The sequence below is a fragment of the Aeromonas sp. QDB30 genome (assembly GCF_027707645.1).
GTDB lineage: Bacteria > Pseudomonadota > Gammaproteobacteria > Enterobacterales > Aeromonadaceae > Aeromonas > Aeromonas caviae.
In genome coordinates, this window is the sequence record NZ_JAPCIY010000164.1 from 1 (window position 1) to 1,486 (window position 1,486).

The window sequence follows — 1,486 nt, forward strand, 5'->3', positions numbered from 1 at the left end:
GGATAATCTGTCTTCTCGATGCACGCCCTGACCACGGCCCTCAACCACTCCTGTGGGCAGCGGCCCAATCGCTTGCCGGTCTCCACCAACGACAGGATGCGCTGGCGAAACAGCTCGCCCCGGTGAGACCACACGCCGTAGCTACCCTTGCGCCAGAGCACATAGCCACGCAGCGCCCGCTCCGCCTCGTTGTTGGTCAGCGCTATTTCGTCGTCAGTCATAAACCGCCACAGCATCTCGTCATCCCGCAGCAGCAACTGGCATCGTCCACGGTAGCGTTTGCTGCACAACAGGGCGCCGCGCTCCAACTGGCTTCGCCAGCTTTGCCGGTAACGCGCGAGCCTGCGCAGGTATTTCTGCTTGCTCAACGCACCGCTTTCCCAACGGTGCCGGGTACGAAACACCGCATCCGCCAGCAAGACCAACCGGGCACCGATGGGCTGGTTGCACTGCTCGCTACTCTCGGCGATGGCCGCGAGATTGCGGGCCACGTGGGCCCAGCACAGTTGCCGCTGGTCGGCGTCGATAAACCGGTAGCCGGCGTACTGGTCGGTCACCAGCACCCCGTCAAACTCGGCGCCCAGCAGCCGCTTGGCCGCCTCCTGACCACGGCCATAGGCCGTCATGAAGCAGACGGCTATCTTGCTCAGCGCCAGCCACATCCAGCGGCGCTCTCCACCCCGCTGATGCCGGGTCTCATCGGCATGAACGTGGGTGGCCGTCTGCACCTGCTGCTTGATGGCCTGGTAGGTCGGGGTGAGCATGGCACTCACCCGCCCCTGCGCCTCACTGATGGCGCCCCGGCTAAAACTCAGGCCGAAATGCTGTTTGAGCTGCTGCTGTATCTGGCTGACGCTCTGGTGAAACTGGCCGCTTTGCAGCGCGATGTAGCTGAGCAGATTGGCCCCCATCTGGCTGCTGCTGACGTTGTCTGGCAGTGCGGCCTGGGTCGTGCCGATACACCGTGAGCAGGTCGCACGATACAGTTGGTGTTCGGTGACGAGATAGCTCACCTCGGGCAGCTCGAACACCTGATGAACCTGATAGGGTTTGGCATGGGCCACCATGTCCCCGCCACAGCAAGCGCAATCGGCGGCAGGGTAATGCGGGACCAGGGTCAGGCGGGCATCAAGCGGATGCCGCTCGCGGCGATGTCCCTTGTGACCGGGCTGCGCCCCCCGTTGCTTGCCGGACGCCGGACGCTTGCGGGCCGGCGGCGGTGCACCGGGGCCGTCGCTGGAAGGCGGCTTGGAGGAGTTGCCGCTGTGCTGATTGAGGCGGTCCTCCAGCTCGGCGATGCGGTCGAGGAGCTTATAAATCAGCTCGTTGGCCTGCTCCAGAGTGGTGGGCATTCCCGCGGAATGCATGGTGTTTTTGCTCATGGGGGGAGCGTATCTAAGGAGCAGGATCAAGCAAGCAGGAAAGTGGGATCAAGAGACGATCGTCTCATTTTTCCTGTGTCAATACTGTTCCGGTGAATACTTAC

At 63.1% G+C, this 1,486-nt stretch carries 1 protein-coding gene; it reads right to left on the reverse strand.

Features of this window, described 5'->3' with window-relative positions; translation table 11 throughout:
- Positions 1-1,382 (reverse strand): IS66-like element ISKpn15 family transposase (locus PG896_RS20920; RefSeq protein ID WP_270836188.1); only part of this gene is annotated, 1,382 nt, incomplete at its 3' end.
- Positions 1,383-1,486 lie beyond the last annotated feature (104 nt).